This window comes from Kineococcus indalonis (assembly GCF_009906395.1).
Lineage (GTDB): Bacteria > Actinomycetota > Actinomycetes > Actinomycetales > Kineococcaceae > Kineococcus > Kineococcus indalonis.
Map to the genome: position 1 here is coordinate 1,502 of NZ_JAAALM010000077.1, position 9,133 is coordinate 10,634.

General features: G+C 73.9%; 5 protein-coding genes, 1 tRNA gene and 2 pseudogenes. 6 read left to right on the forward strand and 2 right to left on the reverse strand.

The window, feature by feature from the left end; all coding sequences use genetic code 11:
- Positions 1-93: 93 nt before the first annotated feature.
- Entirely contained in the window at positions 94-942 is an 849-nt protein-coding gene (locus GTR00_RS06095) for an aldo/keto reductase (protein ID WP_166610747.1), read from the reverse strand.
- A gap of 137 nt (positions 943-1,079) precedes the next feature.
- Here GTR00_RS06095 and fdh point away from each other — a divergent pair.
- The 4 genes and pseudogenes from fdh to GTR00_RS06120 form a co-directional block, all read left to right on the forward strand.
- Positions 1,080-4,325 (forward strand): annotated as a pseudogene (fdh, locus tag GTR00_RS06105) (formate dehydrogenase); the annotation flags it as partial.
- Between the two features lie 240 nt (positions 4,326-4,565).
- Complete coding sequence (locus GTR00_RS06110; RefSeq protein ID WP_166610750.1) at positions 4,566-5,732, forward strand: 4Fe-4S dicluster domain-containing protein; 1,167 nt, start codon at positions 4,566-4,568, stop codon at positions 5,730-5,732.
- On the forward strand, positions 5,729-6,943 hold the full coding sequence (gene nrfD, locus GTR00_RS06115) for an NrfD/PsrC family molybdoenzyme membrane anchor subunit (protein ID WP_205705195.1): 1,215 nt from the start codon (positions 5,729-5,731) through the stop codon (positions 6,941-6,943). The genes GTR00_RS06110 and nrfD overlap by 4 nt, the downstream gene beginning before the upstream one ends.
- 18 nt (positions 6,944-6,961) lie before the next feature.
- The gene (locus GTR00_RS06120) at positions 6,962-7,861 is read left to right on the forward strand and encodes a formate/nitrite transporter family protein (protein WP_166610751.1); all 900 of its coding nucleotides are present in this window, start codon (positions 6,962-6,964) and stop codon (positions 7,859-7,861) included.
- Positions 7,862-7,888: 27 nt separating this feature from the next.
- Here GTR00_RS06120 and selD read toward each other — a convergent pair.
- A pseudogene (gene selD / locus GTR00_RS06125) lies at positions 7,889-8,740 on the reverse strand (selenide, water dikinase SelD); the annotation flags it as partial.
- Positions 8,741-8,798: 58 nt separating this feature from the next.
- Here selD and GTR00_RS06130 point away from each other — a divergent pair.
- A tRNA-Sec gene (locus GTR00_RS06130) sits at positions 8,799-8,894 on the forward strand.
- Positions 8,895-9,043: 149 nt separating this feature from the next.
- Positions 9,044-9,133, forward strand: a 90-nt coding sequence (locus tag GTR00_RS24840; protein ID WP_323132261.1) for a hypothetical protein, incomplete at its 3' end; no start/stop codon positions are given.

The window sequence follows — 9,133 nt, forward strand, 5'->3', positions numbered from 1 at the left end:
GCCCCTCCCGGCACGTCCGCCGGGGTGCTCACCGCCCCAGCCCACCACCGCCGGCCCGCGCAGCGGAAGGGGCCCGCGGGTGGACGTGCCGGGTCAGTCGGGCACGTAGTCGAAGGTGTCGGGGTTCGGGCCGGTGCGCCCCTCCTCGCCCTTGTCGAGGGCGCTGATCGCCGCCACGTCCTCGCCGGTCAGCTCGAAGTCGAACAGGGCGAAGTTCTCCTCCATGCGCGAGGGCGTGGAGGACTTGGGGAAGACGATGTCGCCGCGCTCGACGTGCCAGCGCAGCGTCACCTGCGCCGGGGACCTGCCGTACCGCTGCGCGATCTCGGTGATCACCGGGTCGCCCAGGACGGCGCCCTGCGCGATGGGCGACCACGCCTCCACGGCGATCTGGCGCTGGGCGCTGGCCGTGCGCGCCTCCTCGTTGGTGAAGTAGGGGTGCACCTCGATCTGGTTCACCGCCGGCACCACCGTGGCCTCGTCCTGCAGGCGCTGCAGGTGGGAGGGCTGGAAGTTCGACACGCCGATGGAGCGCAGCCGCCCGTCGGCGTGGGCCTCCTCCAGCACCTTCCACGTCGAGACGTAGTCGCCGCCGTAGAGGGTGGGCAGCGGCCAGTGGATGAGGAAGAGGTCCAGGTAGTCGGTGTCCAGCGCCGCCAGGGACCCCTCGATCGCCCGGCGGGCGGCGTCCGGCTCGTGGAAGCCGTTGTTGAGCTTGCTGGTGATCCAGACGTCGGCGCGGTCCAGGCCCGCGTCGCGCACGCCCTGGCCGACCTCCTTCTCGTTGCCGTACATCTCGGCGGTGTCGATGTGCCGGTAGCCGACCTGCAGCGCGCTGCGCACGGCGGCGGCGGTGTCGGCGGGGTCGATCTGGAAGACGCCGAAGCCCAGCTGGGGGATCTCGCGGCCGTCGTTGAGCGTGATCGTGGGCACGGTGGCCATGCGGTGCTGCTCCTCACGTGGTGGTGGTGCCGGTGGCGGTCCGTCCCGCGGAGCGCCGGGTGCGCCCCCACGGTGCCGCTGCGGCGCGCCTCGCGCACGACGGGCGGGCCCCGGGGGGCCGGGTGTACGTTCGCGGCGTGGGAGTGCGCACCTGGATCGAGGGCTGGCCGGTCTACCGCCAGCTGACCGGTGACGACCCGCTGGGCCGCGGAGCCGCGACCCAGTCGAAGCGGTCGAAGTCGCTGACGCCCCGGACGGTCACGGCCGACCGGGTGGCGAAGTCCGTGTGCCCGTACTGCGCCGTGGGCTGCGGGCAGCGCGTGTACGTCAAGGACGAGCGCGTCGTGCAGATCGAGGGCGACCCCGACAGCCCGCACTCGCGCGGCCGGCTGTGCCCCAAGGGCTCGGCCAGCGAGCAGCTGGTCAACGGCGACGCCCGGCTGACCAGGATCAAGTACCGCGCCCCGTACGCGACCGAGTGGTCCGAGCTGGACCTCGAGACCGCGATGGAGATGATCACCGACCGCGTCCTCGACGCCCGCCGCCGCGGCTGGCAGGACGCGGACGAGCGGGGCAACAAGCTCAACCGCACGATGGGGATCGCCAGCCTGGGTGGCGCCACGCTGGACAACGAGGAGAACTACCTCATCAAGAAGCTGTTCACCGCCATGGGCGCCATCCAGGTGGAGAACCAGGCGCGCATTTGACACTCCGCCACGGTGCCCGGTCTGGGTGCCTCGTTCGGTCGCGGTGGGGCCACCGGTGACCTGCAGGACCTGAGCAACGCCGACGTCATCGTCATCGAGGGCTCGAACATGGCCGAGTGCCACCCGGTCGGGTTCCAGTGGGTGATGGAGGCGAAGGCGCGCGGGGCCAAGGTCATCCACGTCGACCCCCGCTTCACGCGCACCAGCGCGCTGGCGGACACCTACGTCCCGATCCGCAGCGGCACGGACATCGTGTTCCTCGGGGCGATCGTCAACCGGGTCCTGACGCAGGAGCGGGACTTCCGCGAGTACGTCCTGGCGTACACGAACGCCTCGTGGATCGTCAGCGAGGACTTCCAGGACACCGAGGACCTCGACGGGCTGTTCTCCGGCTTCGACGCCGAGAAGCGCTCCTACGACACCTCCTCCTGGCAGTACGAGGGCAGCGAGCACCACGGCGACGACGAGGAGGACACCGCCCGCGCCCAGGAGAGCGAGAGCGGTCACCAGCTCGGGGCGGGCGGCGCCGCGGTGGAGCACCGCGACATCCGCCGCGACCCGACGCTGCAGCACCCGCGCACGGTGTGGCAGATCCTCAAGCGGCACTTCTCGCGCTACACCCCGGAGATGGTCGCCGAGGTGTGCGGGGTCCCCACCGACGTCTTCGACGAGGTCGCCGAGGCCTGGATCTCCAACTCCAACCGCGAGCGCACGACCGCCCTGGTCTACAGCGTGGGCTGGACCCAGCGCGGCACGGGCGTGCAGTACATCCGCACCGGCGCCATCCTGCAGCTGCTGCTGGGCAACATGGGCCGCCCCGGCGGCGGGATCATGGCCCTGCGCGGCCACGCCAGCATCCAGGGCTCCACGGACATCCCGACCCTGTACAACCTGCTGCCCGGCTACCTGCCCATGCCGCACGCCGAGAAGCACGCGGACCTGGCGACCTACGTCGACCAGATCCGGGGTCAGGGGCAGAAGGGGTTCTGGGGCAACGCCGAGTCCTACGTCGTGAGCCTGCTCAAGGCGTACTTCGGGGACAGGGCCACCGCCGAGAACGACTACATGTTCGACGCCCTGCCCCGCATCGACGGCGACCACGGCACCTACGGGCAGGTCATGGACATGCTCGAGGGCGGGAAGATCTTCGGGTACTTCCTGCTCGGGCAGAACCCGGCCGTCGGCTCGGCCAACGGCCGCGCCCAGCGCCTGGGCATGGCCAACCTGGACTGGGTGGTCGTGCGCGACCTGGTGGAGATCGAGAGCGCCACCTTCTGGAAGGACGCCCCCGAGGTCGAGACCGGCGAGATCGTGCCGGAGGAGTGCCGCACCGAGGTCTTCCTGATGCCCGCCGCCTCCCACGTGGAGAAGGAGGGCACCTTCACGCAGACGCAGCGGATGCTGCAGTGGCGCGAGAAGGCCGTGAACCCGCCGGGCGACGCCACCAGCGAGCTGTGGTTCTTCTACCACCTGGGCCGGCGGATGCGCGAGAAGCTGGCCGGCTCCACCGACCCGCGCGACCGCCCGCTGCTCGACGTCGCCTGGGACTACCCGGTGCACGGCGAGGAGCAGGAGCCCAGCTCCGAGGACGTCCTCAAGGAGATCAACGGCTACGACCTCACCACCGGTGAGCTCCTGCCCGGCTACACCGCCATGCGGCCCGACGGCACCACCTCCGGCGGGTGCTGGATCTACTCCGGCGTCTACGCCGACGGCGTCAACCAGGCCGCGCGGCGCAAGCCCGGGCGCGAGCAGTCCCTGCACGCGCACGAGTGGGGCTGGGCCTGGCCGATGAACCGGCGCATGCTCTACAACCGCGCCTCGGCCGACCCCGACGGCAAGCCGTGGAGCGAGCGCAAGGCGCTGGTCTGGTGGGACGAGGCGGCCGGGCGCTGGACCGGCGACGACGTGCCCGACTTCGAGGTCACCAAGCCGCCGTCGTACCGGCCCCCGGAGGGCGCCACCGGCGTGGAGGCCATCGCCGGCGACGACCCGTTCATCATGCAGTCCGACGGCAAGGGGTGGCTGTACGCGCCCAAGGGCGTCGTGGACGGCCCGCTGCCGGCGCACTACGAGCCCGCCGAGTCGCCGTTCCGCAACACCGTCTACACCCAGCAGCAGAACCCGGCCCGGGAGATCTACACCAACCACCTCAACGAGGTGCACCCCAGCCCGCCCGAGCGCGGCAGCGAGGTGTTCCCCTACGTGTGGACCACCTCGCGGATGACCGAGCACCACACGGCCGGCGGCATGAGCCGCTTCCTGCCGTACCTGGCGGAGCTGCAGCCGGCCCTGTTCATGGAGGTCTCCCCGGAGCTGGCCGCCGAGCGGGGCCTGACGCACATGGGCTGGGCGCACGTCGTCACCGCCCGCGCGGTCGTCGAGGCCCGCGTCATGGTCACCGACCGGCTGGCGCCGCTGCGCGTGCAGGACAGGGTCGTGCACCAGATCTGGCTGCCGTACCACTGGGGCCAGGGCGGGCTGACCACCGGCGACGTCGTCAACGACCTCGTGCACCTGACGCTGGACCCCAACGTGCACATCCAGGAGTTCAAGGCCGGCACGTGCGACGTGCGCCCCGGCCGGCGGCCCCGGGGACGCGCGGTGCTCGAGCTCATCGACGAGTACCGCGTGCGCGGCGGCGTCACGATGTCCACCGGCACCGTGGCCGTCACCGCCGAGTTCCTCGACCCCGACGGGCGCAGCCGCGCCGAGCAGGCCGACGACGGCGCGGTGGCCGCCGGGGAGGGCCACGACGACGAGGACCTCGACAAGGTCGTCTCGGTGGAGCACGACATCCGCTCCCGGCCCGGGCAGCCGCAGCAGCACGGTGCTGCGCTGCGGGTCCTGGAGGAGTCCCCGCGCTCCGGGCCCCGCGACGGGCGCGACCGGCACGACGAAGGGCGGCAGGGCTAGATGGTCTCCGCGAACAGCCTGTACGGCCCGCTGCACGACCCGGCGCGCGACGCCGGGTACGTCGACCCGCCGCCGCGCAAGGGCTTCTTCACCGACACCTCCGTCTGCATCGGCTGCAAGGCCTGCGAGGTGGCGTGCAAGGAGTGGAACATGGTGCCCGAGGACGGCATCGACCTGCTCGGCACGTCCTACGACAACACCGGCGGGCTCGGCGCGGACTCCTGGCGCGCCGTGCACTTCATCGAGCAGTCCCGCCCCGTCGGCCAGCAGTCCTCCCCGTTCGCCGGGGCGGCCACCGGCGCCTCCTCCGAGGCCCTGCAGCAGGACGTGATCGCCGCCGGCATCGACGTCTTCGACGAGGCCTCCCGCCTGGGCACCGCCGTGCCGGGCGGTCAGCCGCTGGCCGAGGTCGCCGGGCGGGTGGCCGCCGGCGCCGCGCCCGCGGGCGGGTGCGGCGCCGGCGGCTCGTGCGGCTGCGGCAGCTCGGGCGGCGGCGCGGGCGGTGGTGGCGGCGCGAAGAGCTCGGCGAGCGAGGACTCGCAGTTCCTCGGGATGCCGGGGATGCTCGCGCCCGCGCCGGTGCCCGACCGCCAGGGCCGGCAGGACGTGCGCTGGCTGATGATGTCCAACGTCTGCAAGCACTGCACCCACGCCGCCTGCCTGGACGTGTGCCCCACCGGGGCGCTGTTCCGCACCGAGTTCGGCACCGTCGTGGTGCAGGAGGACGTCTGCAACGGCTGCGGGTACTGCGTCTCGGCCTGCCCCTACGGCGTCATCGACAAGCGCGAGGAGGACGGCCGGGCCTGGAAGTGCACCCTGTGCTACGACCGCCTCGGCGCCGACCAGACGCCCGCGTGCGCCAAGGCGTGCCCCACGGAGTCCATCCAGTTCGGCGACCTCGACGAGCTGCGCGAGCGCGCCGAGCGGCGCCGGCAGCAGCTGCACGACGTCGGGGTCACCGAGGCGCGGCTGTACGGGCACGACGCGGAGGACGGCGTCGGCGGCGACGGGGCGTTCTTCCTGCTGCTCGACGAGCCGGAGGTGTACGGCCTGCCGCCGGACCCGGTGGTCACCACCCGGGACCTGCCCTCGATGTACAAGCACATGGCGGCCGCCGCCGGGTTCATGGTGCTCGGCGCGCTCGCGGCCGCGGTGGGGCGTCGATGAGCGCGAACGGCGAGCCCAGCCAGCTCAAGGGTCTCGGGCACGGCGAGCCGCGCCCGGCGCAGCGCACCCCGCACCAGCCGGGCCAGCCCGGCTCCGAGCACGTGAGCGGCACCGACCCCGTGGGCGGGCAGGCCGCGCGCATGTGGGACGCCGGCATGGGCCGGCGCGGCGGCGAGAAGCGCCGCAAGCGCAAGGGCGACGTCAACGCCGTCGTGCCCGACGCGGAGTTCCGCTCCTACTACGGCCGGGCCGTGCTCAAACCGCCGGTGTGGACGCACGACATCGCCTACTACCTCTTCACCGGCGGCCTGGCCGCCGGCACCTCCATGCTCGCGGCGGTCGCGGACGGCAAGGGGCACGTCGCCGCCCGCCGCGGGCTGCGCCTGACCTCCCTGGGCGCCGTGGGGGCCAGCGCGTACTTCCTCATCATCGACCTCGGCCGGCCCGAGCGGTTCTACAACATGCTCCGCATCGCCAAGCCGACCTCGCCGATGTCGGTCGGCACGTGGATCCTGTCGGCCTTCGGACCGCTGTGCGGGGCCGCCGCGGTCTCCGAGGCCGGCGCGCTGCTGCCCCGGCACGGCCCGCTCGGCCTCGTGCGCCGGCTCGCCGGCCCGCTGGGCTCGGCGGCCGGGGCCGGGGCCGCGCTCACCGCGCCGCTGCTGGCCACCTACACCGCCGTGCTCTTCGCCGACACCGCCGTGCCCAGCTGGCACGAGCCCTACCGGGAGCTGCCCTTCGTCTTCGGCGGCAGCGCGCTGGCCGCGGGGGCCGGCGCGGGCCTGGTGCTGGCCCCGGTGGCGCAGAACCGCACCGCCGCGCGGGCGGCCGTGATCGGCGCCACCGTGGAGCTGGCCGCCGCGCACCGCATGGAGGGCGCGCACGGCGTCGTCAGCGAGCCGTTCCACCTCGGCCGGCCCGGCCGGTTCCTGAAGGCGGCGCGGGCGCTGACCGCCGCGGGCGCCGCCGGGGCGCTGCTGGGCCACCGCTCGCGCGTGCTGTCCGCCCTGGCCGGGGCGAGCCTGCTCACCGGCTCCTTCCTGACCCGCATGGCGGTCTTCGAGGCCGGCGTCGCCTCGACGAAGGACCCCAAGTACGTCGTCGTCCCCCAGCGGGAACGGCTGCGGCAGCGCGGCGCCCGCGGGCAGGGCGACCACACCGCCGAGGACGAGCGCGCTCAGCAGCGCAGCGCGCAGGCACACCCCGCCTAAGGACCACCGGGAGGGACCGTGGCGTACAAGACGCCCGACCAGATCGCCGTCGCCGCCGTCGCGGCGGGGGAGAAGAAGGCCCACCTCCCCGTGGGCAAGATGCTCGTCGGCGGCTTCCTCGCCGGCGCGTACATCGCCTTCGCCGGCCTGCTGGCCGTGGACGTGACCGCCGGCCTGGACCCGGCGATCTGGGGCGGGGTGACCACCCTGCTCACCGGCGCCGTGTTCAGCATGGGCCTGGTGCTCGTGCTGGTGGCCGGCGCCGAGCTGCTCACCGGGAACATGGCGCTGGTGCCCATGGCCCTGCTCAAGCAGCGCGCCACCTTCGGGCGCCTGGGGCTGAACTGGGGCGTGATCCTGCTCGCCAACCTCATCGGCTCGCTGTTCGTGGCCTACGTCTTCGCCGCGCACACCGGCGTGATCGGCGGGCCCGGCTCCCCGGAGGGCAGCGCGGCGGCGGCCTCCTTCGAGCGGCTCTCGGGCATCGCCACCGGCAAGGCCCTCACCGAGTCCAACGGCTCGATCTTCCTGCGCGCCATCGGGTGCAACTGGCTGGTGTGCCTGGGCGTGTGGATGTCGATGGCCGCCGAGGACATCGCCGGCAAGATCCTGGCGATCTTCTTCCCCATCACCGCCTTCGTCGCCCTGGGCTTCGACCACGTCGTGGCGAACATGTTCTTCCTGCCGGCGGCGTACTGGGTCGGCACCCCCGGCATCGGCTGGGGCGACATCGTGAACAACTGGGTCTTCGCCGGCCTGGGCAACGTCGTCGGCGGCACGCTGTTCGTGGGCGTCGCCTACTGGTACCTGTACCTGCGCGGCGCCCCGCCGGCCCAGACCGCGCCGGCGGCCACCTCCGACAGCTCCGGCACCACCGGCGCCCCGCAGGGCGCGGGCGGGGCGCGCCGGCACCGCTGACGCCCGCCCGCCGCCCGCGGACCCGGCGTCCAGGTGCGGGCGCACCCAGTCCAGGTTGCGCCGGCTGCCGCCGGGCACGAACCCCTGCGCCAGCGACTCGCGCGCCCCCTCCACGTAGTGGACCGCCGCGGCGTCCACCACGGCGCTCACCCCGCTGGCGCGGGCGACCTCGTGCAGGTGGCCCAGCAGGCCGAACCCGGTGACGTCCGTGGCGCAGCGCGCGCCGGCCGCGAGCGCCGCGGCCGAGGCGTCGGCGTTCAGCGTGGTCATCACCGCCACCGCCTCCTCGAAGACCTCCCCGGTCTGCTTGTGGCGGTTGTTGAGCACCCCCAGCCCCAGCGGCTTGGTCAGCGTGATCGGCACCCCCGCCACCGCCGCGTCGCCGCGCAGCAGCCGCTCGGGGTCGCCCACGCCGGTGACGGCCATGCCGTACTTCGGCTCCGGGTCGTCGATGCTGTGCCCGCCGCCCAGGTGGCAGCCGGCGGCCGCGGCCGCGTCGGCGCCGCCGCGCAGCACCTCCCGCGCCAGCTCGCGCGGCAGCACCCCGCGCGGCCAGCCCAGCAGGTTCACCGCCACCAGCGGCGTGCCGCCCATCGCGTACACGTCCGACAGCGCGTTCGTCGCCGCGATCCGCCCGAACGTGTACGCGTCGTCGACCACGGGGGTGAAGAAGTCCGCCGTGGCGATGACGGCGGTGCCGCCGCTCAGGCGCACCACCGCCGCGTCGTCGCCCACGCCCACCAGCAGGTCGCCGGAGGCCGGCGGCGCCAGGCCCGCCACCATCTCCTCCAGCTCCCCGGGGGGGATCTTGCAGGCGCAGCCGCCACCGTGGGCGTACTGCGTCAGGCGCACGCCCTGGTTCTCCTCGAGGACCGTCACGGCGCTCACCGTAGGTCAGGCCGCAGGCTGTGGCAGGCTGTGCCCCGCGCGCTGACGGGGAGGCGTACGGGTGCCTGGTGGCCCCCGCGGTCTTCAACACCGACGTGACCGAGCACCTCGGTCAGGTGGGTTCGATTCCCATCCGCCTCCGCCAGCGCGCGCACCGGCCCCTCGCACCCGCCCGCGGGCCGCCGCCGGTGCGGTCGTCGGTGCGGTCGTCGGTGCGGTCGTCGGTGCGGCCGTCCGGGCGGCCGTCGGGGGGCGGGGGTAGGTTCGCCCACCGTGCCCGACCCGCGCCGCGCCGTGCCCCGCACCGACGCCGTCCTCGCCGCCCCCGAGCTCGCCGACGCCCTCGCCGCCCGCGGGCGCGAGGCCGTCAAGGCCGCCGTGCGC

What these genes read in the sequence shown, in the direction of transcription:
- GTR00_RS06095 (WP_166610747.1), bottom strand. Translation starts at nt 942, where the DNA reads ATGGCCACCGTGCCCACGATCACGCTCAACGACGGCCGCGAGATCCCC.
- GTR00_RS06110 (WP_166610750.1), top strand. Translation starts at nt 4,566, where the DNA reads ATGGTCTCCGCGAACAGCCTGTACGGCCCGCTGCACGACCCGGCGCGC.
- nrfD (WP_205705195.1), top strand. Translation starts at nt 5,729, where the DNA reads ATGAGCGCGAACGGCGAGCCCAGCCAGCTCAAGGGTCTCGGGCACGGC.